The 25,644-nt window shown below is 38.4% G+C and carries 29 protein-coding genes, 1 tRNA gene and 2 riboswitches; of the genes, 20 read left to right on the top strand and 10 right to left on the bottom strand.

The features are described 5' to 3' along the window. The first annotated feature begins 4 nt into the window (after positions 1-4). Positions 5-367: an MTH1187 family thiamine-binding protein gene (locus KS419_RS24890; RefSeq protein ID WP_246593790.1), complete on the top strand. Its 363-nt coding sequence runs from the start codon at positions 5-7 to the stop codon at positions 365-367. 61 nt (positions 368-428) lie between these two features. Here the strand turns inward: KS419_RS24890 and KS419_RS10880 are convergent, their stop codons facing one another. Further along, the gene (locus KS419_RS10880; RefSeq protein ID WP_217066431.1) at positions 429-653 is read right to left on the bottom strand and encodes a DUF2759 domain-containing protein; all 225 of its coding nucleotides are present in this window, start codon (positions 651-653) and stop codon (positions 429-431) included. A gap of 235 nt (positions 654-888) precedes the next feature. Between KS419_RS10880 and KS419_RS10875 the strand changes: the two genes are divergently transcribed. Both KS419_RS10875 and KS419_RS10870 read left to right on the top strand, forming a co-directional pair. After that, entirely contained in the window at positions 889-1,530 is a 642-nt protein-coding gene (locus tag KS419_RS10875) for an MBL fold metallo-hydrolase (protein ID WP_217066430.1), read from the top strand. A gap of 235 nt (positions 1,531-1,765) precedes the next feature. Next, complete coding sequence (locus tag KS419_RS10870) at positions 1,766-2,899, top strand: class I SAM-dependent methyltransferase (protein WP_217066429.1); 1,134 nt, start codon at positions 1,766-1,768, stop codon at positions 2,897-2,899. A gap of 104 nt (positions 2,900-3,003) precedes the next feature. On the opposite strand, the gene KS419_RS10865 is transcribed toward KS419_RS10870, so the two are convergent. Next, positions 3,004-3,249, bottom strand: a complete 246-nt coding sequence (locus KS419_RS10865; protein ID WP_217066428.1) for a DUF2626 domain-containing protein — start codon at positions 3,247-3,249, stop codon at positions 3,004-3,006. Between the two features lie 104 nt (positions 3,250-3,353). Continuing rightward, complete coding sequence (locus KS419_RS10860) at positions 3,354-4,064, bottom strand: helix-turn-helix transcriptional regulator (RefSeq protein ID WP_217066427.1); 711 nt, start codon at positions 4,062-4,064, stop codon at positions 3,354-3,356. A 253-nt stretch (positions 4,065-4,317) separates the two neighbouring features. On the opposite strand from KS419_RS10860, the gene KS419_RS10855 reads away from it, so the two are divergent. Next, on the top strand, positions 4,318-4,761 hold the full coding sequence (locus tag KS419_RS10855) for a YtxH domain-containing protein (RefSeq protein ID WP_217066426.1): 444 nt from the start codon (positions 4,318-4,320) through the stop codon (positions 4,759-4,761). A 52-nt stretch (positions 4,762-4,813) separates the two neighbouring features. Here the strand turns inward: KS419_RS10855 and KS419_RS10850 are convergent. Further along, a tRNA-Gln gene (locus tag KS419_RS10850) sits at positions 4,814-4,888 on the bottom strand. Positions 4,889-5,028: 140 nt separating this feature from the next. Between KS419_RS10850 and comGA the strand changes: the two genes are divergently transcribed. Both comGA and comGB read left to right on the top strand, forming a co-directional pair. After that, positions 5,029-6,120 carry a competence type IV pilus ATPase ComGA gene (comGA, locus tag KS419_RS10845; RefSeq protein WP_217066425.1) on the top strand — a complete coding sequence of 364 codons (1,092 nt, stop codon included), beginning with the start codon at positions 5,029-5,031 and terminating at the stop codon, positions 6,118-6,120. Continuing rightward, entirely contained in the window at positions 6,101-7,126 is a 1,026-nt protein-coding gene (gene comGB, locus KS419_RS10840; RefSeq protein ID WP_217066424.1) for a competence type IV pilus assembly protein ComGB, read from the top strand. The genes comGA and comGB overlap by 20 nt, the downstream gene beginning before the upstream one ends. A gap of 59 nt (positions 7,127-7,185) precedes the next feature. Here the strand turns inward: comGB and KS419_RS10835 are convergent, their stop codons facing one another. Continuing rightward, on the bottom strand, positions 7,186-7,404 hold the full coding sequence (locus tag KS419_RS10835; protein WP_217066423.1) for a hypothetical protein: 219 nt from the start codon (positions 7,402-7,404) through the stop codon (positions 7,186-7,188). A 138-nt stretch (positions 7,405-7,542) separates the two neighbouring features. Between KS419_RS10835 and comGC the strand changes: the two genes are divergently transcribed. The 6 genes from comGC (at position 7,543) to KS419_RS10805 (ending at position 9,700) form a co-directional block, all read left to right on the top strand. Further along, entirely contained in the window at positions 7,543-7,863 is a 321-nt protein-coding gene (gene comGC, locus KS419_RS10830; protein WP_246593783.1) for a competence type IV pilus major pilin ComGC, read from the top strand. Next, complete coding sequence (comGD, locus tag KS419_RS10825; RefSeq protein ID WP_217066422.1) at positions 7,853-8,305, top strand: competence type IV pilus minor pilin ComGD; 453 nt, start codon at positions 7,853-7,855, stop codon at positions 8,303-8,305. Before comGC ends, comGD begins: the two co-directional genes overlap by 11 nt. Then, the gene (locus tag KS419_RS10820) at positions 8,295-8,648 is read left to right on the top strand and encodes a type II secretion system protein (protein ID WP_217066421.1); all 354 of its coding nucleotides are present in this window, start codon (positions 8,295-8,297) and stop codon (positions 8,646-8,648) included. The genes comGD and KS419_RS10820 overlap by 11 nt, the downstream gene beginning before the upstream one ends. Next, the gene (locus KS419_RS10815) at positions 8,584-9,063 is read left to right on the top strand and encodes a ComGF family competence protein (protein WP_217066450.1); all 480 of its coding nucleotides are present in this window, start codon (positions 8,584-8,586) and stop codon (positions 9,061-9,063) included. Before KS419_RS10820 ends, KS419_RS10815 begins: the two co-directional genes overlap by 65 nt. After that, positions 9,056-9,451, top strand: a complete 396-nt coding sequence (comGG, locus tag KS419_RS10810; protein ID WP_217066420.1) for a competence type IV pilus minor pilin ComGG — start codon at positions 9,056-9,058, stop codon at positions 9,449-9,451. The genes KS419_RS10815 and comGG overlap by 8 nt, the downstream gene beginning before the upstream one ends. Before the next feature lie 66 nt (positions 9,452-9,517). Further along, a complete protein-coding gene (locus KS419_RS10805; protein WP_217066419.1) occupies positions 9,518-9,700 on the top strand; it encodes a YqzE family protein in 183 nt (60 codons plus the stop codon). 212 nt (positions 9,701-9,912) lie between these two features. Here the strand turns inward: KS419_RS10805 and KS419_RS10800 are convergent, their stop codons facing one another. Together KS419_RS10800 and KS419_RS10795 are read right to left on the bottom strand one after the other, a co-directional pair. After that, a complete protein-coding gene (locus KS419_RS10800; RefSeq protein ID WP_217066418.1) occupies positions 9,913-10,728 on the bottom strand; it encodes a YqhG family protein in 816 nt (271 codons plus the stop codon). A 13-nt stretch (positions 10,729-10,741) separates the two neighbouring features. Next, complete coding sequence (locus KS419_RS10795) at positions 10,742-12,376, bottom strand: DEAD/DEAH box helicase (RefSeq protein ID WP_217066417.1); 1,635 nt, start codon at positions 12,374-12,376, stop codon at positions 10,742-10,744. A gap of 216 nt (positions 12,377-12,592) precedes the next feature. Then, positions 12,593-12,713, top strand: a riboswitch (glycine riboswitch). Between the two features lie 3 nt (positions 12,714-12,716). Next, positions 12,717-12,840, top strand: a riboswitch (glycine riboswitch). A gap of 361 nt (positions 12,841-13,201) precedes the next feature. On the opposite strand from KS419_RS10795, the gene gcvT reads away from it, so the two are divergent. From gcvT to gcvPB, 3 genes are read left to right on the top strand one after another with little or no spacing between them, the layout of a single operon-like run. Further along, positions 13,202-14,299, top strand: coding sequence for a glycine cleavage system aminomethyltransferase GcvT (gcvT, locus tag KS419_RS10790; RefSeq protein ID WP_217066416.1), 1,098 nt, complete (start codon positions 13,202-13,204; stop codon positions 14,297-14,299). Positions 14,300-14,320: 21 nt separating this feature from the next. Further along, positions 14,321-15,664: an aminomethyl-transferring glycine dehydrogenase subunit GcvPA gene (gene gcvPA / locus KS419_RS10785; RefSeq protein ID WP_217066415.1), complete on the top strand. Its 1,344-nt coding sequence runs from the start codon at positions 14,321-14,323 to the stop codon at positions 15,662-15,664. Next, a complete protein-coding gene (gene gcvPB / locus KS419_RS10780) occupies positions 15,661-17,136 on the top strand; it encodes an aminomethyl-transferring glycine dehydrogenase subunit GcvPB (RefSeq protein ID WP_217066414.1) in 1,476 nt (491 codons plus the stop codon). The genes gcvPA and gcvPB overlap by 4 nt, the downstream gene beginning before the upstream one ends. A 137-nt stretch (positions 17,137-17,273) precedes the next feature. Here gcvPB and KS419_RS10775 read toward each other — a convergent pair whose 3' ends face one another. Beyond that, a complete protein-coding gene (locus tag KS419_RS10775; protein WP_217066413.1) occupies positions 17,274-17,645 on the bottom strand; it encodes a rhodanese-like domain-containing protein in 372 nt (123 codons plus the stop codon). Positions 17,646-17,999: 354 nt separating this feature from the next. Here KS419_RS10775 and KS419_RS10770 point away from each other — a divergent pair, with 354 nt between their 5' ends. From KS419_RS10770 to KS419_RS10750, 5 genes are all read left to right on the top strand, one after another. Further along, the gene (locus KS419_RS10770; RefSeq protein ID WP_217066412.1) at positions 18,000-18,830 is read left to right on the top strand and encodes a lipoate--protein ligase family protein; all 831 of its coding nucleotides are present in this window, start codon (positions 18,000-18,002) and stop codon (positions 18,828-18,830) included. Positions 18,831-19,375: 545 nt separating this feature from the next. Then, positions 19,376-21,949 (top strand): vitamin B12-dependent ribonucleotide reductase, encoded by a 2,574-nt coding sequence (locus KS419_RS10765; RefSeq protein WP_217066411.1) that lies wholly within the window; start codon positions 19,376-19,378, stop codon positions 21,947-21,949. A gap of 195 nt (positions 21,950-22,144) precedes the next feature. Beyond that, entirely contained in the window at positions 22,145-22,579 is a 435-nt protein-coding gene (gene mntR / locus KS419_RS10760; RefSeq protein ID WP_217066410.1) for a transcriptional regulator MntR, read from the top strand. A 279-nt stretch (positions 22,580-22,858) separates the two neighbouring features. Then, a complete protein-coding gene (locus tag KS419_RS10755) occupies positions 22,859-23,074 on the top strand; it encodes a hypothetical protein (RefSeq protein WP_217066409.1) in 216 nt (71 codons plus the stop codon). Positions 23,075-23,198: 124 nt separating this feature from the next. Next, positions 23,199-24,089 (top strand): patatin-like phospholipase family protein, encoded by an 891-nt coding sequence (locus KS419_RS10750; RefSeq protein WP_217066408.1) that lies wholly within the window; start codon positions 23,199-23,201, stop codon positions 24,087-24,089. A gap of 166 nt (positions 24,090-24,255) precedes the next feature. On the opposite strand, the gene KS419_RS10745 is transcribed toward KS419_RS10750, so the two are convergent. Both KS419_RS10745 and KS419_RS10740 read right to left on the bottom strand, forming a co-directional pair. After that, positions 24,256-25,059 carry a hypothetical protein gene (locus KS419_RS10745; RefSeq protein ID WP_217066407.1) on the bottom strand — a complete coding sequence of 268 codons (804 nt, stop codon included), beginning with the start codon at positions 25,057-25,059 and terminating at the stop codon, positions 24,256-24,258. A gap of 65 nt (positions 25,060-25,124) precedes the next feature. Next, a complete protein-coding gene (locus tag KS419_RS10740) occupies positions 25,125-25,508 on the bottom strand; it encodes an SA1362 family protein (RefSeq protein ID WP_217066406.1) in 384 nt (127 codons plus the stop codon). Positions 25,509-25,644 lie beyond the last annotated feature (136 nt).

The following is a 25,644-nucleotide window of genomic DNA, read 5'->3' as shown; positions in this document are numbered from 1 at the left end:
ATATTTGGCAATTGCAGATATTACCGTAATTCCGATTGGGTCTGAGAAGACAAGTGTTTCTCCTGTTGTGGCAGAAATTCACAAACTTCTACAGACAACGGATAAGAAAATTCAGTTTGAGTTAACACCAATGAGTACAATAATCGAAGGGGAAGTACCTGTGCTATATGATATTTTACAGGAGATTCATGAAGTTCCATTTCAATTAGGTTATAAGCGGGTAGCAATTAATGTTAGGATCGATGACCGTAGAGATAAGGAAAGCACAATGGAAGGAAAACGAAATGCTGTTCGGTCACGGTTGAACGGACAGAATAGTGATGAACAGTCTGAAGAGAGCCAAACACATGGACAAAATAGCGAATAAAAAAGAGTAAGAAAAAAGGAACGGAAATTTTTCCGTTCCTTTTTGATCTTTTAATCGATCGTTAGAATAAATTCCAGTTGGTCATCATCACAGCTTGAATGAAATGAAGTGCTTCATCTGTATTCGGGAATATTGTCTTCCAAATGGTCATTACTGAAAACCATCCTAATACGGTGACCGTAACGAACGCAAATCCAACTGCAAAGAAGTTTTTTCGCTTTAATTCCTGAACCAAACCAATTGCCGCTAAGATTGAAATTAAAAGTGTCATAATTGCTAATACCATATTAAAAATCCTCCTTTGAACCATTTATGTACTGGAATTTAACCAGTTCACTGCTTGTATGAACCGTTCATTCGTTCCAAAACTACCTGTTTATTATGTCCATAAAATACATATATTATTTTACTGGGTTTTCCCATGTTTGTCGAGAGAAACTCCTAAAAACAAGTGAATTCACTTTATACTCATAGTACAATAGTAAAATAAGCATTTTCATAGCTGTCAGGAGGAAGATTACATGAATTGGAAACAAATTGCTCTCGGTCCGTTACAGACGAACGGATATGTTCTTTATGGTGATAATAAGGAAGGGGTAATGATCGACCCGGGTGGAGATGCAAAAAGGTTACTTACCTTCATAGGGGAACAGGAAATTACGATAAAGGGAATCTTGTTAACCCATGCCCACTTTGATCATATTGGAGCAGTTGATGCAATCAGAAGGGCATTCCATGCACCTGTTTATTTACATACTAAAGAAAAGGACTGGCTGACAGATCCACTTTTAAATGGTTCAGGTCTTTTCGAGGGAATTCCTGAAATAAAAACAGACTCTGCTGATATCTTTATCTCTGATGAAACTCCAATAAAAATTGGTTCGATGGAATTTACGGTTTATGAAACACCTGGACATTCTCCAGGAAGTGTTTCTTTTTATGTTCCTGACGAGAATGTCATTTTTTCAGGGGACGTTTTGTTTCATGGAGGAGTTGGGCGTACCGATCTGCCTGGAGGAGATCAAGACACGTTATTGAATTCCATACACGAGAAACTGCTTACACTTCCTGATGAGACGATTGTGGCAAATGGACATGGACCGGTTACAACAATAGGGAAAGAAAAAGAAATTAATCCATTCATAAATGGGTTTGGTTGGTAAAAAAATGGCCTCCTATGGGGAACATAGGAGGCCGTTTGGGGAGTTAATCAAGTATCAATGAACTTTTGAGGGGGGAGGGGGAACTCCCGAAGATCATTGTTCTACTGACAAGTTCATTATAATTCTACATTAACACTATGTCAATGATGTTATCCTATTTTTTCACCGTGTAGATCTTATAGAAAAAGTTACAATTCCAATCCATAATATTGCTGCGAGAGGGGATTATTTACTAATGGGAGTTATTGAAAAACTTAAAAAGAAATCAGCATCACCTTGGAGTTTTTCCTTATATATGGAGACAGCATTATATGATCCCGAATATGGATACTATAAGAAAGATCACATTAAACTTGGCAAAGAAGGGGATTTTTACACGAGCAATCATGTTCACCCCGTTTTTGCAAAGACATTTGCCCGGTTCTTTTCCGATGTGATTAAGAAAGAAGGTTTATTTCCAGTAATTTGTGAGTGGGGAGCAGGTGACGGAAGATTTGCAAGGAATGTGTTGTCTTGTTTAAAGGAAAATGATGGAGATCTCTTTGAAAAAGTTCAATATTTAATCGTTGAAACAAGTCCTTACCATCAAAGGGGAATACAAGAGACGGTGGGGGAGTTATATGACAAGATCCAGATGTTTCAAGATTTTGAAGAAGTAAGACAAAAGTTGCCTTCCTTTAACGGAATTATTTTTTCCAATGAATTGATAGATGCCTTTCCAGTGGATGTTGTTGAAAAAACGGAATCTGGGTACTTGGAAGTGAAAGTGGACTTAGTAGAGGGGACATTAAAAGAAAAATTGGTTCCTTGTTCGAACAAGGATATAATACATTGGCTTGATCATTACGGACCAGAACTTCCATTACAACATCGAACGGAAATTAACTTATCGATGAAAGAGTGGCTAAGACAGGTGGCTTCATGGGTAAACCATGGAATCATCGTCACAGTGGATTATGGATATTCAAATAATGAGCTTATCGCACCAGAGAGGCGTGATGGATCATTAAGGGGATATTATCAGCATCAAATGATCAACAACCCTTTACAGTATCCTGGAGAAATGGACCTCACCTCCCACATTCAATGGGATGCATTTAGAAAAATATTACGGGAAAATAACTTTTCAGAGATTTTCCACGAGCGGCAGGATAAGTTTCTTTTAAAAGCAGGATTATTTACATTTTTAGAAGAGGTCAAGGATTATCACCCATTTAGTGAAACATTTAAGCTTAATCGGGCAATTCAAACTCTCGTGCAGCCTGGAGGAATCAGTTCGTCGTTTCAAGTGAACATTCAAGGGAAAAACGTAGTGCACTCGGAAAACTATGGTTTGTTCAATGAAGACCCTTACCAGATTAATAAATAAAAAAGTACAACATAAAAACCCCTTGGCTCGGAAACGCCAAGGGGTTTATTATAGGTGAATTGTTTTACATCACAGACTGTGAGTAAGAAGCTTTCACCTCAGTATTAGTGACCACCAATACCAGGTTGAAGAATAAATGTTGCATAGTAAGTAAATCCGACGAAGAATAATGTTAAATAGGCTCCAAAAATGTACATATATGCCCTTTCGGATAGTTTCAAATAGCTAAGTGCAACAAAAGCACCAGTTTGTCCGAAGAACAGGATTGACATTTCATGCATGTCACCTACCATAAATAAAACGGCCATTATTCCAGTCCAGAAGCCGCAAACACGGAACATACGATCCACGATGCTTCCCTCCTTTTATGTAACTGCATCTCTTTATAATATGTCATAAACAGTTCACTTTATTATAAAACGAAATACAGTTCAATGCAAAAGATAATTTATGTTTATGGTTGTGATAACACGACAGTAGTATACGTACAAGCCATTTCGTTCTTCTCAAGCATACTGGATTCCTGTTCTAAAACCGTACAATCAAAGAAATAATTAATGATACCTTGAATGAGGGCATGATGCATTCCACAGATGGCACGATTATTCATAACTAGTTCTTTATACGTACAATTATATATTCGAAATGTCATTTCGTTTTTTTCTTCATCATAAAATATTTCTGGATTTAGTCCTTGATTCAATGCGATCTTTTCGATATATTTTACCTTCTCTTTCGGGGAGAGTTGATCAATATTTTGGTCAAGGGATCCAACAAAGTCTCTCGCTGATTCCCGTCCAAATGTTTCTCCCGTTTCCACCAGAGCTTTTGCCCCTGCTTCTCCAAGGGAACAGAGCGTTTTAATTGCAATTTCTGATAAACGCTGATAGTCTCGGTATGGGAACTGTAAACTGACAACTTCCTGAGATAAGTTGTAATAACGACTGGGTCTCCCGCCCTTTCCTGTCTTTTTCGTATCAGATATAAGCATATTAACGTCTTCTAATTTTGTTAAATGGAGACGGGCCACATTTGCATGGATCTTGAACGTGTCCGCAATTTCCTGAACGGTAATATCCCGATGCTGACGGGCTACATATTGGTAAATGGAAAACCGCGTTGGATCCGAAAGTACCCCTGTAATCTTTAATGTTTGTTGTTCCATCATGATTCACTCCTCACGATAAGCTAATCCCATTATAGTATAGGACAAGTCAGAAATAAATGTATTTTCAATTTAGTTAAGTGGTAAAACTACTTAATTGGCGGTATTTAAGGGGACCTGGTCCCGCACAATTTTGTGAACATTAATTTAAATAGGTACATGTACAAAAAAATAGTGGTTTATAAGTACGGAAAAAGAGGGAATAGAAACAAATAATTAAAGGCATTTCAAAAGGAAATTAGGAGGTAGTAGAATGAGTAAAATGGATACGAAAGACTTTATTATTGGTGCTATTATCGGTGGTGTAATTGGAGCAACATCTGCCATGTTATTTGCACCAAAAGCTGGGAAAGAATTACGTAGTGATATTAATGAAAAGGCTACAGTTGCTAAAGATAAAACGATTGAGTTCACGAATGTTGCCAAGGAAAAAGGGACAGAGTACGGACAGTTAGCGAAGGATAAGTCAAGCGAATGGACAAGGGTTGCCAAAGATCAGTGGGATCGTCTCGCAGAGAAAACAGAAGAAGTCAGCAAAAAAGCGTCGGACTCAGGTAAAGAATTATTAAATGATGTAAAAGATACAATTGATTCCGAAAAAGAAGAAGGCAAAAAACTTGCTCAGAAGGTTGTAAGTGAAATTGAAGATACACGGGAGAAATTAAAAGAAGATGTGGAAGAACTGCGTACGAAATAAGAAATAATGAAAGTGCCCCAACTACTGATCAGTGGTTGGGGCATTTTATGTATGGCTGGGATGGCAGGATTCGAACCTACGCGTCACGAAGTCAAAGTCCGTTGCCTTACCGCTTGGCTACATCCCAATATGCTATAACTTTAAGGTTCCACAATGTTAACAAAATATACACATTTGACCGTGAAAAAGAAATGATTTTTTCGATAGAAAATGGAATAATGAAATTGCTAGAAAAAACCAAAGTATGGAAAGTTGGTGATAAATGACATGGAAGTTGAACGGAAAATGAAAGATATTTTACTCAGAGCAGTAGCTTTTCGCGCCTCAGATATTCACTTTGTCCCGATGGAGAAAATGGCTTCCATCCGATTTCGAATTGACGGTCAATTAGTGGAAATAGAAACTCTACCCGTTTTAACGATGACAAAAATTATTGGACATTTGAAATTCATCTCAGGTATGGATGTAGGTGAACGGCGAAGACCTCAAAACAGCGCACTGGAAATCCCCCTTACCACAAGAAGGTATTCCATTCGGTTATCCACATTCCCTTCCTCTTTTCATGAGACGTTAGTAATTCGATTATTTCCACATGATAACCACCAAACGATTCAACACCTTTCTTTATTCCCTTCTCAATCACGTCTATTACTTCAATTAACCCAACAATCCCATGGACTTGTTATTATTTGTGGCCCCACTGGATCAGGAAAAACATCCACTATCTATTCATTACTCCACAACAGTTTTCACAAGATGAAAAGGAATATTATTACCCTCGAAGACCCAATTGAACAAAAGTATGACGAATTTTTACAGATGGAGATTAATGAACGGGCTGGAATTACTTATGCCACAGGACTAAAAAGTTTATTGCGTCATGATCCAGACCTGATTATGATTGGAGAAATACGTGATAAGGAAACGGCAGAAATGGCTGTAAGAACCGCCATGACGGGGCACCTGGTCCTTTCCACGCTTCACTGTAACTCCACTATAAATGCTGTCAGAAGACTTCAGGAATTAGGAATTAACCCTGCAGATATAAAGGAGACAGTACGGGGAATCGTTGCTCAGCAATTAGTTGATATCGTTTGCCCACACTGCGGTTCAGCTTGTGAGCCCAATTGTAGAAAACAAAGGTCCAGAAGAAGAGGTGCTATTTATGAGATTCTCACAGGGGATAAGTTAGACGCAGTAACTTCAAGTTTAAGCAAGGGGGAAGTACCAGCAGTAAACATAATTACTTTATCTAAAATGATATTAAAAGGGATCGCTTTAGGTTATCTGAGTGAAGAGGAATTCCGTAAAATCGGTGGGAAAGGTGGTATTGAATGGAGTGGGAAAAAGAGTTTTTAGAAATAACTTAGCTAGGAGTGATTGGCTCCTCCAACTACATTCTTTATTTGATGAAGGATATAGTTTATCAGAGTCTTTGCAACTATTAATGGAATTTGAGAAAGGCAAACGTAAAGATTGGTGCAGGAATTTGTATTTGGCTTTAGAAGCTGGCGATGATTTGGCACCACAATTATCGGCGGGGGGATTCTCAAAAGAAGTAATAAACATTATCCATTTGTCGGAGAGATACGGAGATTTAAAAAAGGGATTAATGAATGGATCTTCTATCTTAAAAAAAAAGCATGAATTGTCCCATAAGGGCAAGAAAGTGTTAAGTTATCCGTTATTTTTGTTCGTGGGCTTAATCATAATGGGGAGCATTCTATCTGAAGGTGTATTTCCTCACTTTTTGGCTTTTTTTGAATCCGTGGACCAAGAATTACCGGTCATGACAAAACTTGTTATAGTCCTGTTGTCCATCTTTAAGTTACCGGTTTTATTAGTCCTCCTAGGAATAATCTTCTTAGTTATTATTTGGTTCCGTAGAAAAAGTGTTTATGAACAGATTCATTTTTGTATGAAAATTCCATTCATCCGTCCTGTAATGAAAACAATTTTAACGTATTACCTTGCCTCACAACTTGCTCCTTTATTGGTGAATGGTTTTTCTCTCCATCGTGCTTTAGTCATTTTACAAGAAGATTCCCAATTACCTTTTTTTCAAATAGAAGCAACAAGTATTATGCAGGACTTAATAAACGGAGATTTATTGTCTGAAAGTATAGAGAAACGTACGTATTTTGAAGGGCAATTGTCATCTATTATTGCCTTGGGAGAGGCTAAAGGGAGCATCGGGAAGGAATTGGAGAAGTATGCTAATTTCCTATTTCGAACAACATTTGATCGGATACAGCATGGTATGACAGTATTGCAACCTATGTTAATTGGTCTGATTGGAATTGTGGTTATGTTCCTTTTTTTATCGATGATGTTACCAATATTCCATATAGTAGATGGATGGTAGGTTAATAAAAAATTAAAACCCCTTTAGCAATGGACTAAAGAGGCGGAATAACAATATAATTATAGTTTTGTTTCCAGTGTTATTCCATTTAGACGGAATTCCTTGTAGCTAATCCAACGCAATAATTCTTTTTCTTCTGTAGTGAGCGACCTTTGTAAACCATTGTAAAAATCCTCTTTAAGTAATTCATAAAGCTGTTGATCTAGCAACAAAATTACCCCCATTTGATTAACATTTGGCACTGTTATCGTTCCATGCTGATGTGATGTATACTTCAATCACATTTCTGCTGTTTGAATGGAACCTTTAACAAAAGCGTAACAATTAATAGACATGTCCATTATATCGAAAGGTAGGCATTTATGATAGATTTTTTTACAAAGCTTATCGGATTAACCTTTAAAGGAGTATAGAAAATGAGGAAAATAAAAATGAGATATTTAAAAAATAGAAAGGGATTTACCCTAATTGAAATGATGATCGTTCTTGTGATCATTTCAGTCTTACTTTTAATTGCAGTTCCTAATTTAGGAAAAAATCAGGAAATGGCAAGGAGTAAGGGATGTGAAGCCACCATTGACCTTGTAAGTGCACAAATGATTGCTTATGAGATAGAAAAAGGACAGAAGGTAACGGATTTAAGTGTTCTAAAACCAGATTACGTGGATACACTTCAATGTCCAGATGGAACCGGATTAAAACTTTCCAATGGTAAAATCGTGAAAGATGAATCATAAAGGGAGAAGGATTAATGAAGAGTGGGGATATACATTGACCGAAACGTGTATGGTCTTATTTTTAATTACGACGATCCTCCTCATATCGTCACCTCAATTTAACGGCGTGGCACAAACAAATGATCTGGACTACTTCTTTGAACAATTGGAAAAAGATTTGTATGAAGCACAAATGACTGCTATTTCAAAAGGGATGCTTGTAAGTGTAGCGTTTTTCCCAACAACCAATGAGTACATTGTCCGCCATGGAACTACAGTGTTTGTAAGACGATCATTGCCCAAGGGATTAAGAGTAACGAAAGGATCCTTAGATATGGATAATATTCGCTACCTAACGAGTGGAAATTTACATTCAACTGGAACGATTCATTTTTACTATTCCGGAAAAAAGTATACCTTAGTTTTTCAGTTTGTCAGGGGGCGTTTTTACTTTGATAAATAATAAAGGGTTTTCGTATATTGAAGTAATGTGTGCTTTGCTCCTTTTTTCTATTGCTGTTTCAACGATTCTTCCAGCACTTGTGACAGTGCAACAGGAAAGGTTGACTATAAGGCAAGAACGGTATATCGAAGAATTCTTAAATAAGGAAATCTACGACCTCAAATCCAATGGGAATGTGGAAGAAGAACTCTCCATTGTCAATGATGGAGTGGAATATCAAATCCATTCCGTTTTCAGTAATGGTAGAACTGTCATTTGTGCTTACTGGGAAGGGGGAAATGGACGTTATTATGAAAGGTGCTTACTTGGTAAAAAAGAAAGAGGATGGAATGACTCTTATTGAGGTAATTATTAGTTTCTCTATCCTGCTAATTATTATCTCGGTTTTTCCACTTACCTTTGGTGTATTAAGTAAAGAAAATATTGAAACGATCCGACATGAAGAAAGAGTCTTATTTTTCTCGCAGCTTCAAATGGATTTTCGAAGAAGTGCCAATTATTGGACAAACCCTCAGCAAACGGTGCTGTTCTATGATAGACCAGAAGATGGTGCTACCATCCAATTTGAATTGTATGAAGATAAGGTTCGAAGAAGAGTTAACAGAACAGGCCATGAAGTGTTTTTGCAAAACGTTAAACAGTTCCAAGTGGAAGTGGTGGGGAATGGGATTAAACTAACGATTATTGGGATAGGTGATGAATGTTATGTTCGTAACATACCGCACCCTGATAGGAATCGAGGGAAATGGGATGACTAATGAACGGGGAATGGCATTGTTAGTTGCTGTTTTTATGTTGTTTCTCTTATCTCTAGTTTTTATCCACTATCTTAGTGTATACGAAAGTGAGAAACGTTTTTTACAATTGGAAAAGGAATGGAATACACTAGATAATTTGTTAATGACTAGCTTAGAGGATCTTCTTCATCAGTTATCACAGGAAGAAGAAAATGGTAGTTTAGTGGCTGGAAAAATTCAATATGAAACGGGAAGTGTAAATTATAAAGTAACTAAAGTAAAAGACGGGGAGCTAATTTTACTGGAAGCCTTCTCATCAATTGGAAAAGTACGCCGAGCAAAGTTCCACTTTAATAAAGACACCGGAGAAATATCTCTATGGATGGAAGGGGTAAATATCCAGTATTAAACTGGGTATAAGAATATATAATGGTGGAAATCCTTATAGTAGATTGGAAAAGTGGGTGTGAGGCTAATGAAAACAAATGATTATGTAAAGTTCATGACACAACAGTTTGTAACGTATACTAACCAACCAAAAGAAGAGCGGAAGGCGAAACGAGAAGAAAGAAAAAGTGTTCAACCGCCGAGAAGTCACCGCTGGTTTGGGTTGGTCCCATTTGCTATTTCACAATCTTTCCGTCGCACGAAAAAATAATTTTCCTTGAGGCTGGGACAAAAGTGTTTTGATAAAAGGAGAAATATGAACAAAATGATGATAGTTGATGCAATCATTAGCTATGAAATATACTTCGCTAAGGTTGTGTGTTGTTCGTATTTTTGATTAAACACTTTATTTATGTCCTAGCCTCTTATTGTTTGGAATGAACAGCTCTCCGTCCCATAGAAGTGGGAATCGGAGAACAAATCTTAATGAAAGGAATGTCCTTGGTGATGGTGCGGGTGATTGAAAAAATAAAATAACCCGCCATTAATGATTGAAATATTGATCGAAGGTTCATACTGAGATTTGATTGCTTTCTTCTCATCGTAATATGAATCCCCCTTCTCCTCTTGACCTTCATAAAAAGCTTCTAGAAGCTGTTCGTCTTGCTTTTGGCGATTTCGTGCATTTTCCGCCCACTGATGATCCTGTTGTTCGAGATCTTCTATTAACAACCGCTTTATTCGCTCAATTCCGGAAATTGGTCTGATGATTGGGGTCATTGTAAAACAGTAATTAGGGATTTGTTCTTGCAAATTTTTTGCTTTAATGAGTTCGTGGAAATCATGGATGACTTCCCCGGTTATGAGGCTTAGACCAATAGAAAAAAAATAGTCCTTCTTATGATCACAACAGTAGGAAACTGCCCCATTTAAGACGATCCATGGTTTTAATGGTACCGTGGATCCATTAGTATTTACTGATTCATAAAGGAGGGAATGGCTCCCCAATTGTTTTGCGGTTTGAAAGATCTGGTGTAGTCTAGGGGATCCAAAATGTATTTTTTCCCCCTTCATGTCTTCAGGCACTTTAGAAGAGTCCGTTATTAAATTCAATTGCATTGGATTTGGTACTCCCCCCATTTTTTCCACATAGTGCCAGTAAAATGGACGGTTCATTAATGCTTTATCCATTTCAACCGATAATTGAATGAACAAATGACCATCTGATTCTTCTGTTATCGTGCTTTCATTTTCAATAAAAAAATTTTTAATATACTGATGAATCTCTTGTTGTTGCATTAGAATCTCCTTTCTATCTTGCAAGAATGGAAGTGAGATTATCCAATTTCACTCGAATTTCCCCTTCTGATTCAGAGTCGAGAATAATTTTTGAAACATGATCCTCAAACTGGTTTTCCGAGAATTTCTCAAGGATATCATCCAATTCCCCGATAATCCCTTCAAATAAGCCGATTTTTTTATATAGGAGTTGCAAGATATGATCTTCCACGGTTCCCTTTACCGCAAAATTGTAGATTTTCACATCATGTTCTTGTCCTAGACGGTGAATTCTCCCAATTCGTTGTTCAATTCTCATGGGATTCCACGGGAGATCATAGTTAATCATTTTACTGCAAAATTGTAAGTTAATTCCTTCACCACCTGCTTCTGTTGCTATTAAAACTTGGGCATGGTCACGGAATAACTGCTTCATCCAATCCTTTTTTCCCCGTTTAAATCCTCCTCGAAATGGCACAGAACGGATACCATTTTGAGCGAGATACCATTGCAAATATAATTGTGTGGCACGATATTCTGTGAAAATGATAACTTTTTCATCAGACTCTTGAATAATAGATAAGGCTCTTTCCGCCTTTGAATTGGTTGTCACTTCATTGATTTGCTCTGCAATTTTATTCAATTCTTCCATGACATTAGGGTTCTCACCATATTGCTCCATGAGATTTTTAAGCGTCATAAAGACAGCTTCCCGACTGGAACACGCTTCCCTCTGCAAAGTTAAGGTCGTAAATGCTAACCCTTGGGCTTCTACACTGTTTGACCATCGGTGTTTCATTTCACTAACCAAGTCATAGAGATTTTTCTCCCCTTCAGAAAAAGAAATCGGAACTGTCTGTACGATTCTTTTGGGCCAATCCATCCCAGAGTCCGAACGGCGATTTCGTATCATCACCTTTTGGATTAATTGGTTTAACTGATCATGATCATTTCCTTCTTTATACTTTTGTTCAAAGCTAGTCTCATCCCCTAAATGGCCTGGTTTCAAAAGGGAAATCAGATGAAACACTTCACTCAAACGATTTTGAACTGGTGTGGCAGTTAATAGCAAGCAAAATTTCTTCTTTAAACTTCTGGCAAATTGATAGTTTTTTGTGTGTTTATTTTTTAGTTTATGTGCTTCATCAATAATGATAAAATCATAATCAATTTCTTTTATGACAGATGCATGTGGTTCCCTCTTGGCAGTATCAATGGAAGTAACCGTCACATCTATTTGCTCCCATGCCGGATTTTTGCGTTGTTCAATGGCAGGGATATAAAACTTTTCATTTAATTCCCGACACCACTGGGTAACGAGCGACGCTGGCACGAGAATCAGTACCTTTTTAACAAGCCCACGAATCATATATTCTTTTAATACTAAGCCTGCTTCGATGGTTTTCCCTAAACCAACTTCATCGGCCAAAATAGCTTTCCCATTCATTTTTTCAATAACAGCCTCCGCCGTTTCATATTGGTGAGGGTAAATATTTAATGTGGGCAAATATTTTGGCGCAACTAACCCTTGGAAATCACTCACAAGGCTCTGTTTTCCAGCTGTTAAAGCCATTTTGTATTTGGTCCAGTTCCCCCACCCTTTGTTGTTTTCAAGTGAATTTTCAAACTGATCTACCCATTCTTGGTCAAAGTGAATTTTAGGAATCACTATCGTTCTCTCCTTTCTTGAAAACGAAGTTACGTTTCTTGAAAAAAATGAATCTAGGTTACAGAAAAAAATCTTTATTGAATTTTAATTAAGTGGTACCATAATAACGTAGTTAAAAACCATTACTAATTGAAACGATAAAGATGACTGTTTCTTAGTATGAACGATTCCGTCACATTTCATAAGTATGGGATTACTAATAATGCAAATAAGCGAATGATAGCAAGGGGAGAGATCTTCATCAATCCATTTTTAAAAAGGGAATGATGAGGACGCCGAAGGAGCAAACTGTAATAATACCAGTGAATCTCTCAGGCAAAAAGACTCTTGTTGGACGCACCTCTGGAAAGATCCTGAAACCATTCGGGACACCCAAGGGGAAACCTTTACGGTTGTATTGGATGAGATGAAATGTCTCCCAATAGTCAACTTAAAAGGGAAACTCTCAGGTAATGACGACAGAGACATGCTCATTAAAGGGCACGTCTCTGTCTTTTTTCATGCCTTTTTTGAAAGGTAAGAATTTATAAGTTTTGCACCTTCGGGCATTGTCTAGTTCAATCGCCAACTCGCAAGGGAACTGAAAAAGTGGTGCTTTTCCACTTTTACAGTCCATTCCTACTCGCTACGGGGCACTTCGGAAGTGACAACTGAAGTCAAAGAGCGGACTTCTAGTTGTCATTCCTCCACTGCCCTACGTTCGTGACCATAGGCGCTTGCGCTTTTCTTACAGTAATCATTGTATTTTGATTAGCTTGGCAAAGTATGAAGGGTTGTAATCTTATAAACATTAATAGTATTTTATAGAAATCGGAGGTGGAAGCATTGTCAGGGAATAGAACACCGTTGTATGAAGTTTATGGGGAGCACAATGGAAAGACAATCGATTTTGGTGGTTGGGACCTTCCAGTGCAATTTACGAGTATTAAAGGGGAACATGAGGCAGTTCGTAAAAAAGCAGGCCTTTTTGATGTCTCCCATATGGGAGAAATAGAAGTGAAGGGTAAAGGTGCCCTACCATATCTTCAAAAAATGCTCACGAATAATGTTGGTAAGTTAAAGGACGGGGCTTGTCAGTATAATGCCATGTGTTATGAAACTGGTGGAACAGTGGATGACCTTGTTTTATACAAAAGGGGAGATCAAGATTTTCTCCTAGTTGTAAATGCATCTAATATTACAAAAGATTATGAGTGGCTTTTAAAGCATATGTCAGGATTTGATGTGGAAGTAACTAATGTATCAGATCAGTATGCCCAGCTTGCTGTTCAAGGACCGTTAGCAGAAAAAATTACACAACAATTAACAAAGACTGACCTTTCAGAGATCACATTCTTTAAGTTTCGGGAAGGGGTTGAACTCTCTGGAAAAGAAGTTCTTATTTCAAGAACAGGCTATACAGGGGAAGACGGATTTGAAATCTACTGTAAACCGGAAGATGCCGTTTCATTATGGAAATCCATTCTAGAAATTGGTCACGGGGACGGAATTCTACCATGCGGTCTTGGTGCAAGGGATACATTACGATTTGAAGCCCGTCTAGCTTTATATGGCCAAGAACTTTCAAAAGATATCTCCCCACTGGAGGCAGGAATTGGATTTGCTGTTAAAACGGATAAAGAAGAGGACTTCATTGGGAAAGAAGTATTGAAGAAGCAAAAGGAAGAGGGTCCCCCAAGAAAACTCGTTGGAATTGAAATGATTGATAAGGGCATTCCTAGAACTGATTATGAAGTTTTTAAAGATGGTGAGAAAATAGGTTTTGTCACAACAGGAACACAATCTCCCACGTTAAAAAAGAATGTTGGTCTTGCGTTAGTGGACCAACAATATAAAGCATTGAATACAGAAGTGGAAGTTCAAGTGCGTAAGAAACGTTTAAAAGCAAAAATTGTAGCAACACCATTTTATAAGCGAGCATAGTCAGCTAAGGGGGATGAAAAAATGAAATTTCGCTATTTACCAATGACAGAACAGGATCAAAGAGCGATGATGGAGACTATTGGGATTGATTCCATCGAGGAACTTTTTGCAGATATACCAAAGGAAATCCGATATAATGGTCAGTTAAAAATAGAAAAGGAACTAAATGAAACAAAACTTGTTAAAGAAATGTCCCGTCTTGCAGAAAAAAACATAAATGTTAAACAATACACTTCCTTTTTGGGAGCAGGAGTATATGAACATTATATCCCTTCTGTTGTAAACCATATGTTGTTACGTTCTGAATTTTATACGGCATATACACCATATCAACCGGAAATTTCCCAAGGGGAATTGCAGGCTATCTTTGAATTCCAAACGATGGTTTGTGAATTGACTGGGATGGACATTGCCAATTCTTCCATGTATGACGGGCCAACTGCACTAGCAGAAGCGGCAATGATGAGTGCCGGGCAGACGAAGAAAAAAACGATTCTTGTTTCAAAAACTGTTCACCCTGAGTCCCGTGAAGTTCTTAAGTCCAATGCAAAAGGTCAAAATTTAACTGTGGTGGAAGTGGATGAAAAAGATGGGGTAACAGATTTAGAAGATCTGGCGACAAAACACAATGGTGATATTGCGAGTGTCATTGTTCAATACCCAAACTTTTTAGGGAATATAGAAGATCTGGCTGCGATTGAAAAAATTGCCCATCAAGGGAAAGGTCTGTTTATTGTTTCTTCTAATCCATTGAGTTTAGGGATTATGCAGCCACCTGGGAAGTTTGGTGCTGATGTGGTTGTTGGCGATGTTCAGCCATTTGGTATTCCAATGCAGCTAGGTGGACCACACTGCGGTTATTTTGCCGTAACGAAAAAATTGATGCGTAAAGTTCCTGGAAGACTAGTGGGGCAAACGACGGATCAGCATGGAGCAAGGGGATTTGTCCTTACTCTTCAAGCGAGGGAACAACATATTCGTCGTGATAAAGCTACAAGTAATATTTGTTCTAATCAGGCATTGAACGCCTTAGGAGCTTCCATTACTATGACTGCACTTGGGAAACAAGGTGTAAAAGAAATGGCAGTACAAAACGTTCAAAAGGCAAATTATGCTAAGGAAGCATTAAGAAATAATGGAGTAGAGATCGTTTATGACAAACCATTCTTTAATGAGTTTGTGATACGTCTTCCGAAAAGTGTTACAGAGGTAAATAAGGAGTTGTTAAACCATAGTGTATTAGGTGGTTATGATCTTTCCCGTGATTACCCTGAAAAAGAGAATCTGATGCTCGTTGCTGTAACAGAGCTTCGTACAAAGGAAGAAATCGATCATTTCGCATCTGTATTGGGGGGAATCAAATGAAGTCACAAGATCAGTCGTTAATTTTTGAAGTGAGCCAAGAGGGAAGAATCGGACATAGTTTACCGGAATTAGATATTCCTGAGGTGGATATAAATGAATTAATTCCAGAAGAGTATCAGCGAGAAAAGGAAGCAGAACTTCCTGAAGTTTCTGAACTACAGTTGGTAAGACATTACACAGCATTATCAAGAAGAAACCATGGTGTGGATTCTGGTTTTTATCCATTGGGATCTTGTACGATGAAATACAACCCTAAAATTAATGAAGACGTTGCCCGTTATCCTGGGTTTGCTCACCTTCATCCATATCAGTCAGAAGAGACGATTCAAGGGGCACTGGAACTCATGTATAAATTACAGGAATCTCTTGGGGAAATCACAGGGATGGACCAAGTGACCTTACAGCCTGCAGCTGGTGCTCATGGAGAATGGACTGGGTTAATGTTGATTCGTGCTTACCATGAGGCAAATGGAGATTATCAACGGACGAAAGTCATTGTTCCCGACTCGGCACACGGTACAAATCCGGCGTCAGCTACTGTGGCAGGATTTGATTCTGTCACCGTAAGGTCCAATGAGAAAGGTCTCGTGGATTTAGATCATTTACGGGAAGTGGTTGGTGATGATACGGCTGCTCTCATGTTAACGAATCCGAATACATTAGGATTATTTGAAGAACAGATTGTGGAGATGGCAAAAATTGTCCATAAAGCAGGTGGAAAACTTTATTATGATGGAGCCAATTCCAACGCCATCTTAGGAATTACCCGTCCTGGGGATATGGGATTTGACGTCGTTCATTTGAATTTGCATAAAACATTCACCACACCACATGGAGGCGGAGGTCCTGGTTCAGGTCCTGTTGGCGTAAAAAAAGATCTCATTCCATACTTGCCGAAGCCATTGGTTGCCAAAGATGGAGATTGGTACTATTTCGACTATGATATTCCTGAATCCATCGGTCGAGTGAAGCCTTACTATGGAAATTTTGGAATTAACGTAAGGGCGTACACGTATATCCGTACGATGGGACCAGAAGGTCTTAAGAAAGTATCTGAATATGCCGTTCTAAATGCTAATTATATGTTCCGACGCTTAGAGCCATATTTTGATGCACCGTATACAAAACACTGTAAACATGAATTTGTTCTTTCTGGAAGAAGGCAGAAAAAACTTGGTGTTCGTACGTTGGATATTGCAAAGCGTCTTCTTGATTTCGGGTACCATCCGCCAACAATATACTTCCCCCTAAATGTGGAAGAGTGTTTAATGATTGAACCAACAGAAACAGAGTCGAAGGAGACGTTAGATGAGTTTGTGGATGCGATGATTCAGATCGCGAAAGAAGCGGAGGAAAATCCCGAGATCGTTCAGGAAGCTCCACACCATACCGTGATTGATCGCTTAGATGAAACAACTGCTGCCAGAAAACCAATTTTACGATATACAAAGGAAATCAACGGAGTAATTTAATAGAAGATACAAAAGGCTGTTGAGACTTTCTCAACAGCCTGAATCATGTCCCGCAGGACATCTTATTTCACATATAAAAAAAGCCGTTTTAGAGTTATTAGATATCCTACTCAAAAACGACTTTTACCTTTTTCCGGTTATTTTTTAACCTTACCAGACCATTTACGGAATCCGCCTTTAAGCATGATGACTTCCTCCACACCGCGCTTTTTTCGGAGAAGTTTCGCTGCCTGGATACAACGTGTTCCATTTTGACAATAAAGATAAACAGGCTTGTCCGGACGTATTTCAGTGGCTCGGTGGCGCATTTGAGAAAGTGGAATGTTTCTCGCACCTAAAATATAGCCAGTTTTAAATTCCCTTTCTTCCCTTATATCAATCAATTGCGCTTTTCGGTAGTCCTTTTTAAAATCTTCTTGAACTAAAGGTTTTAAATAGCTAGGCTTTTTTAAGCGGATAACGATGAAAATAATTAAAACGATTGTTGTAGCAATTAACAACCAAGGCATGTAGCTTCCCACTCCTTTTTTCTCTATCTATTCTCTTTCTTCCATATTAAATGATATACGGAAAAATCAAAACGTGCAACGCCAATAAATCCCTTTCTTGAAAATTAAGCAAGTGATTTGGAGGATTATCTTTTTTTTTGTATGATAGAAGTTGTTCAAACATTTTGATGATGATGTCACACGGAATAAAAAAGCATTACGCTGACGAGTATAGACTGATCATCCTAAAATTTATTAACTGTATTAAAAATCGTATCACGTGCGCTTAAGATAATTTAAATTTTGAAATTATAATCCATTTTTCCGGTGGATGGATACGAACAGCTTTATCACAATTTCAGGAGGAAATACATAATGGAAACTTGGTATTACTTAGATTCCGGTCTGAAGGGACCAGCGTATAATATGGCTTTAGACGAGAAATTGATGGATTGGCACCGCGAGAAAAAAATTCCACCTGTGGTAAGGTTTTATGGATGGGATCCGGCAACATTGTCCGTCGGTTATTTTCAAAAAGTTGAGAAGGAAATTGACTTGTCAGCCGTGGAAAAACACGGGTTAGGTTTTGTTCGGCGACCAACAGGGGGGAGAGGTGTACTCCACGATGATGAATTAACTTATAGCGTCATTGTGGAAGAAGGACATCCTAAAATGCCTGGAACGGTGACCGAGGCATACAGGGTCATCTCGGAAGGCTTACTTGAGGGGTTTCGACTACTTGGTCTTCAGGCAGAGTTCTCAATTCCAAGAACAGAGGAGGAAAAGGATCGCTTAAAGCGTCCACGTTCAGCCGTATGCTTTGATGCACCGTCATGGTATGAGCTGGTGGTGGAAGGAAGGAAGATTGCAGGAAGTGCACAAACAAGACAAAAGGGTATAATACTTCAGCATGGTTCCATTATCCTTTCTCTTAATGAAGATAAACTCTTTGATGTCTTTCAATATCCGAGCCAAAAAGTTCGGGAAAGAATGCAACGAGCTTTTAAATCAAAGGCTGTTGCTATAAACGAATTAACCGATAAACATATTCATCTGGAAGAAATGAAGCAGGCAATGAAAAAAGGTTTTGAGAAAGGACTGGATATTCAACTGGAACCAATCCGCTTAACCGAGGACCAGGAAAAGGAAGTATCTCAACTTGTGGAAACGAAGTATGGTACAGATAGATGGAATTTTAAAACTTAACCTATAACATGCCGTAAATACGGCATGTTTTCATTTGGAAAAATGAGACTTTTTTCCTGTGCAGACTTGTTGAAATTTAGGAATTTTTGATTTGATTTTTAATGGTTTTTTGTTATTTTAATCTAGTAATCTATTATATGATAACTGAGTTGGGATAGAACCTTCCTCACTTAGGTCAAAGAAATCCAAGTATATCAACGTTCGACTATTTTTTATTAAAAATGACAAAAACGGTCATAACTTCAAAGGAATCGGTCATTATCTTAAAATATCTCGTTTATTCATGGAATTAACTGTACATATAGTAGTTGACAAAACAAGTAACACATCACCATTTATCAATATATAGTATTTTTTAATCTAATATACACACTATATATTGATGAACACATCGAATTTATGCTATAGTAAAACAAGCAAACTAAGAAGTTGGTATATGTTGCCAATACATCTATAGATTGATCTACGACAACTAGATTTAGAGATAAAATCTCAAAGTTGAGGTGCTAAAACGACATTTTTTTTATGGAAGGGGACGTATGCCTATGACTACGTTTATGTCTGAAAAGACGATCAACGTAGCGGAACTGAACCGTGATATTGAACAGTTTCCGCAAGTATTTCCGATTACTCCTGATATGAAGTTGAAACAAAGTGGAGTATCACGATTGGTCATGTTAGACCGCTATACGTTTAAAGACACCGAGAAGAAAACCTTAAAGGAAGGGGACTTTGTTGTTTTAACTGTTAAACCAGATCCAAAGTTTCCCGCCCGTGGATATGGGTTTGTCGTTGAGTTGGATTGGGAGGAAAACCGGGCAAAGATTGCTGTGGAGGAAGAATTCCTTGGTGTTTTAGAAGATCCAGAAGAGAAAAAAACTGGAATGGTCTATCGTTCCCTTGACACAATCGACAAACCTCTTGAAATCTATTACGAACAAATCGCAAAGAGAAATGCCCGAGGATTAGCTGAGGTTGAAACGAACCGTGAAAAACGGGAAGAATCCTTTGAAAAATTCTATCATGAGCTTGTAAACATGAACTTTGTTCCAGCAGGAAGGGTTTTATACGGAGCAGGAGCAGAAACGGACGTGACGTATTTTAATTGTTATGTGATGCCGTTTGTTGCAGATTCCAGAGAAGGAATCTCGGAGCACCGGAAGCAAGTTATGGAAATCATGAGCCGCGGTGGTGGAGTAGGAACAAATGGTTCTACGCTAAGACCACGAAATACATTGGCACGTGGGGTCAATGGTAAATCTTCCGGTTCCGTGTCATGGTTAGATGATATTGCGAAGCTTACTCATTTAGTGGAACAGGGTGGAAGCAGACGTGGAGCTCAAATGATTATGCTGGCCGATTGGCATCCTGACATTTTAGAATTTATCATCTCTAAAATGCAGAATCCGAGAATTTTACGATACTTACTTGAAAATACAGAAGATAATCATATTCAACGCCTCATTAAGGAGAAATTGAAATTTACTCCATTAACGGAGCTTGAAGAAGCCATGTATCAAAGTATTCTTAACTATAAGCACATCCCCGGAAACGGTGGCTTTGATGCGAAAGTTATTCATGAGGCGGAGGAAAAACTCCGAACTGGTGGTACTTATACAGTAAACAACTCCGAATTTTTAACAGGTGCAAATATCTCTGTTTGTATCACAAAAGATTTTATGGAAGCTGTGGAAAAGGATGAAGAATATGCCCTCCGTTTCCCTGATGTGGAAAACTACAATAAAGAGGAAATGGAAGCCTACAATCGCGAATGGCATGAATATGGTGATGTTCGTGAGTGGCAAGCTTTAGGGTTTGGTGTCCGGACATATCGGAAAATAAAAGCGAAAGAACTTTGGAATCTCATTAATATATGTGCTACGTATTCAGCTGAGCCAGGGATCTTCTTTATTGATAATGCAAATGAAATGACCAATGCAAAAGCTTATGGTCAAAAGGTTGTTGCAACTAATCCTTGTGGAGAGCAGCCACTTGCCCCTTATTCTGTCTGTAATTTAGCAGCTGTAAACTTAGCTGAAATGGCAGATCGGGAGAAAAGGATAGTAGATTACAAGAAACTGGAACAAACTGTTGCAACTGGGGTGCGTCTTCAAGACAACGTTATTGATGCAACTCCTTATTTCCTTGAGGATAACACGAAACAGGCAAAGGGAGAGAGACGTGTTGGTCTTGGTGTAATGGGCTTACATGACCTTTTGATACACACAGAAACGGTATATGGTTCTGAGGAAGGTAATGAGCTTGTGGATAAGATTTTTGAAACGATTGCTACAACAGCTTATCGTACAAGCATAGAACTGGCGAAGGAAAAGGGGAGTTTCCCATTCCTCGTTGGAAGTAATGATCAGGAAACTCAACATCTTAGAATGAAATATATTAATACCGGATATATGAAAAAGATGCCAGAGGATATTAGGCAGGGAATCTTGAAATATGGGATTCGAAATTCTCACTTACTAACTGTGGCACCTACTGGAAGCACAGGAACCATGGTTGGTGTATCCACAGGACTTGAGCCTTACTTTTCTTTTTCCTATTTCAGAAGTGGTCGTTTAGGAAAATTTATTGAAGTAAAGGCTGAAATTTTACAGCAATATCTTGAAAAATATCCAGAAACGGACCCAAATAATCTACCAGAATGGTTCGTATCAAGTATGGAACTCTCACCAGAAGCACACGCAGATGTTCAATGTGTGATCCAACGGTGGGTCGATAGTTCATTAAGTAAAACAGTAAATGCCCCACGTGGATATACAGTAGACCAGGTTAAGAAGGTTTACGAGCGACTTTATAATGGAGGAGCAAAAGGTGGTACAGTTTATGTGGACGGTAGCCGTGATTCCCAAGTATTGACTTTGAAAGCGGAAGAGAATGATATGTATGCTGTGGAACTTGCCGGTGATCCAATTGAGGATACAAAAGGAACAAAGAAACCAGTTGTCCTTGTGGAAACGATCTCTGACTTAAGAAGTACTTCGGTTACTTACGGAAGCGAAGTTGGGGACACATGTCCTGTTTGCCGTAAAGGAACAGTGGAAGACATTGGTGGTTGTAATACATGCACAAACTGTAACGCCCAATTAAAGTGTGGTTTATAAACGGATAAAGGGATGTCCTTCATGGACATCCCTTTATTGTCTTACGATAACGTTTCAATACTTCTTAACAACGCCTATTCTGCCAAAATAGGCAACAAATTTCCCATGTTAGTAGTAACGTATCTTTATTTATAGTATAATTTTCACTAGACAAGCAACATTTTTGCAATCCGTTGGAATTTTGGAGGGAATAACATGCCTACACCAAGCATGGAGGATTATTTGGAACGAATCTATTCATTAATTGAAGATAAAGGGTACGCGAGAGTTTCAGATATAGCAGAAGCATTAGAAGTTCATCCATCTTCTGTTACAAAGATGGTACAGAAGTTAGATAAAAACCAGTACCTTGTGTATGAAAAATATCGGGGACTTGTGTTGACACCTAAAGGAAAAAAAATTGGTAAGCGTTTGGTATACCGTCACGAATTGCTTGAAGAGTTTATGAAGATTATAGGTGTAAATGACGAGAATATTTATGTAGATGTGGAAGGGATTGAGCATCATTTAAGTTGGGATGCCATTGACCGGATTGGCGATCTCGTTCAATATTTTGAAGAAATTCCAAATCGATTGGAAGAACTCCGTGAAGTACAAAAGAAAAACGAACAACTGGAAGAGCAATCCTAATCATACAGATTAGGTTGTTTTTTTTAAAAGGAAAGTATAAGTTTTTGCACCTTCGGGCAAGTTGTCTAGCTCCAGCGCCTACTCGCTGCGGGGCACTTCGGAAGTGACAACTGAAGTCATAAAGCGGACTTCTGTTGTCATTCCTCCACTGCCCTACGCTCGTGACCAAAGGCGCTTACGCTTTTCTTAGAAAAAAAAGTTTATTCAATTAAGTAAAGCAAGTCGTTTCTTCAACGGACAGGACGTCCTAATATCGGGCATGCCACAGGACGTGGCGTTGTGCCCGATGAACGGACAGGACGTCCTAATATCGGGCATGCCACAGGACGTGGCGTTGTGCCCGATGAACGGATAGGACGTCCTAATATCGGGCATGCCACAGGACGTGGCGTTGTGCCCGATGAACGGATAAACAACGGAGCGTTATCTAGTAGAGAAAGTGGCAGCACGGCTGCGGGGAACTTTGGTAGGTCAACCGAACACGAGTGCAAATGAGCAAGGAATTGTCAGGCTGGATTGGGGAACTGATGTGGAATTCAAAGTAAAATTCATGAAATATCATTACCATAAGCATGAATGACAATATACAACACTAAGATATATTGTAGGAGGGGAAATCATGCTTAAAGTAGATGGAGTTTTTGCAGGTGGAGGTATAAAAGCATTTGCATTCGTTGGTGCAATACAGGCCTTAGATCGGCGGAACATAACCTTTGACAGGATTGCGGGAACAAGTGCAGGGGCTATTACTGCTTCATTAGTAAAAGCTGGATATAAGAGTTATGAAATAGCCCAATTATTTGAAGAATTAGAATTACCCTCACTCTTAGATAAAAACACATTTCAATTTTTTTACCCATTTTACCGTTGGCTAAGATTATACCGTAAAATGGGGCTGTATCAGGGAGAAGCTTTGGAAGAGTGGCTCCAGAAAAGACTTCAGGCAAAGGGAGTCAATACTTTTAGGGATTTACCACCTGACTCTCTAAAGATGGTTGCCTCTGATTTGACAAATGGCAGTTTGGTAGTTATTCCGGACGATTTGCCTAAGTATGGAATTATTCCTGAGAACTTCTCTGTCGCAAGGGCGATAAGGATGAGCTGTAGTTTACCCTTTTTCTTCGAACCTGTGAAACTGAAGAATAAAGTTGGGAAAGAATCGATTATTGTGGATGGTGGAGTACTGAGCAACTTTCCAATTTGGTTATTTGCAAGCAGGTATAAAAGAATGAAACGTCCTGTATTAGGTTTTCGCCTTGCACCAACACAATCTAAACTAGAACCAAAGGAAATAAATAACGCATTAACAATGCTTACGTCCATGGTGGAAACAATGAGAACAGCACATGATCAACGATATATATCAAAACATGATGCGAAAAATATTGTTTTTATTCCAGCCCAGCATGTTTCAACAACAAAGTTCTCCATTGGGGAAGATGAAAAAAAGGAGCTAATAGATGTGGGGGAGAATAGTACAGAGACTTTTTTAAGGACCTGGACTTACTAGGAAAACTTAGTGAACTACTCAGCACTTCATTTCTACGAAAATTTGAAGGGGGAGCTTCTTAGTTCCTTGACGAATGCAACCTTTCCTCTCCCCTTATCGTCGCTGTAATTACACCTTCACAAGCTTGAAAAGGGAGAATTATTTTAAAGGAAGGAAAAAAGTCGAGTTATACAAACACTCGACTTCTTCCTTCCTTTTGATAGAGTTTTAAACCTGTTAAGAGTAAAGGTACAATAAAACTAATCCAGAGACCGAGGAATAAGCCACTAGCCATATGAGGAATTGGAATCCAAGGATAAATTAGTTGATCCAATCCATAAAATAACATTAAACCTGTTCCTCCTACTAATAGTGCAATCACTTTTTTATAAGAATGCTCTTCGGGGACACTCATCCTCACTTTAAAAGCTTCCCAGGCTGCACCAATTCCTGTACCTAATAAGATTCCAGGATAGATGAGATACGTTTCAGAAGGATAGATCAGTGCTGCCAAAAATACTGGTATTATGATGGAAAAAGTAATCAAGTATGGTTCAGGCATGGAACCGATCCAATCTAATGTCCGGTAGAAGGTATAGATAATAAAACCTCCGAGGAATATACTCCCAACAATGGAAAACACAGGTGTTCCCCAAAAAACCACTAAACTTAAGCTCATGGCCACAGGTGGTACTAGACAAAAGAAAATTTGAAGACGATTTCGGGTCAAAGGGATAAAAAAAGCAAAGAAAGTCATCGTAACTTGAACTTGAGGATGGATTACAGGTAATAGAGCATCTACTGTATAAAGATAGGGGAAGTACAGGATGATCACATGGGCCAAGGATATGGATAAAAGGGTTAGATAAAGGAGCTGAAATCCTATTCGTTTATCATAATTCCAATAAATTGCACCAATAAAAATAAGGAAGAAAAACACAAGCCATGCAGTAGGAATGGCAGATACGACGATTCCTTGATACCCCTCCATCTTTGATCAACTCCTTTATTTACCTATAGCCTAAAACCCATGTTTGTAAACAAAAGAACCAAGCATTAAAATAAAGCTCGGTTCTTCTTTTTGTTCTTTTTTCCCTCAATGACAGTAAGTTTAACATTAGATTGTCGCTTCACAAGTGGTCTAGTAATTCTCTTTTTCTTATCTTTTTTCTTTCCGGGGAAAGGTACAGGTCGTTTGCTGGAGTTGGCAGCATGCGATTTCTGTGCATACATACCATTCTGCTGCAACCCACTTTGTCTTCTCATAATCCATGGAATCAGAAATCGCTTAAAGAGAATTATCATGACAGCTACTATACCAATTGTAATTAAGATTTGGGTTATAAAAGCCCCAGGTCGAGAGATGAAACTTACCCCTATCCCAAGTATAGCTAATCCTATAATTGTAAGTACGAGGGGGTGGTATGAATGACGAAGCATTTTCGAACACCTCCTACCAATAATTTTTTAAACCGACTTTTTGGTAATTAAATGTATAAATAGTGGCCACTGAAAAAGTATCTTACAACTTTTTCAGTTCCTTTTATTTGTATGGCAATGGTTAGCTCCACCGACT

Origin of the sequence: Evansella tamaricis, assembly GCF_019042215.1 — a bacterium.
Classification (GTDB): domain Bacteria; phylum Bacillota; class Bacilli; order Bacillales; family Salisediminibacteriaceae; genus Evansella; species Evansella tamaricis.
Note: the sequence above shows the minus strand (reverse complement) of the source record. Positions and strands in the feature narration are given on the sequence as shown.